Raw genomic sequence first — 1,059 nt, forward strand, 5'->3', positions numbered from 1 at the left:
CCATCAATTGCGTGGTTCCGGATCGGCTTGGCGTGCTCATGGTAACGTGACCAAAGTACAGCGGATTAGTCAGATCTTGAAAACGCTTCGGTTCTGGTAAATGGTTCGCGGCCAAATAATCTTTGTTCCAAACAATCCCGGCACCTGAGTATCCAAACGCCACGACTTGATCGTTATTAGGTAATAGATAAGGCGACAACCATTTCGGCACTTGCACACGCGACGACATATCAGCCAAACGATGTTCATTAGACAGCTCTTGCATCAGAAACGGCGACGAGCTCAACACCAAGTCGATATCCTTCATGTAGCTTTTGCTGAGCAATTGCAGGCTTGATTGAGTGCGTCGGTGAACCACTCGGACTTCAGCATCAGGATAGTGCTGCGTAAAGTCATCCACCAAAGCAGTGATTGGTGCTTGAGAGAAGGTCGTGAGTATCACCAACTCTTTTTCTGCTGCCATTGTGAGTGGTGCATAAAGCGCCGCACCAAGAAGTAAACGACGCCCAAATTGCTTGAAATCAGCCATCAAATTAACCAAAAACCTTAAATAGTGTGCGGTAACTCAAATCTATGAAAGATTGTCAAAAAATCTTACAGAGTATGTTTGAGTCACTATTGACGCACTTCAACCAGAACTAAGCATATTCTATCAGTAACAAGTGTCAGCCTAACGTTCTAAATTCCCGTTTTTGACTCAACGTAAATATCAATATGGGTCAATTCTGTCTCAAATTCATGCCTTTGTACTGTGCAATCTGTCACTTCAAGATAGCCCTGCAACAAAACATTTGTGATTAAAACTTGGAGTGCAAGATGTTTAATTTCTTTAAAACACGCCCTGACCTCCCTCTTTCAGATGGCTCGAAAGAGGAAATGCAAGCGCGTTTCAAACGCTACCAATGGCATGTATTTTTAGGCTTGGTTTTCGGTTACGCCGTCTTCTACGTAGTTCGTATGAGTTTAGGTGTTGTTAAAAAACCAATGCTGGATGCAGGCATCGTAACCATCGAAGAACTCGGTATCATGGGTTCGGCTTTCTTCTTCACTTACGCTTTT

The 1,059-nt window shown here is 43.6% G+C and carries 1 protein-coding gene and 1 pseudogene; one reads left to right on the forward strand and one right to left on the reverse strand.

Annotated elements, in window-relative coordinates:
- The coding region (locus tag R7P67_RS26315; protein WP_318086516.1) for an ABC transporter substrate-binding protein at window positions 1-529 on the reverse strand (529 nt) is incomplete at its 3' end.
- A 287-nt stretch (window positions 530-816) separates the two neighbouring features.
- Here R7P67_RS26315 and R7P67_RS26320 point away from each other — a divergent pair.
- Window positions 817-1,059: pseudogene (locus tag R7P67_RS26320) on the forward strand (MFS transporter); the annotation flags it as partial.

The sequence above is a fragment of the Vibrio sp. Vb0937 genome (assembly GCF_033338855.1).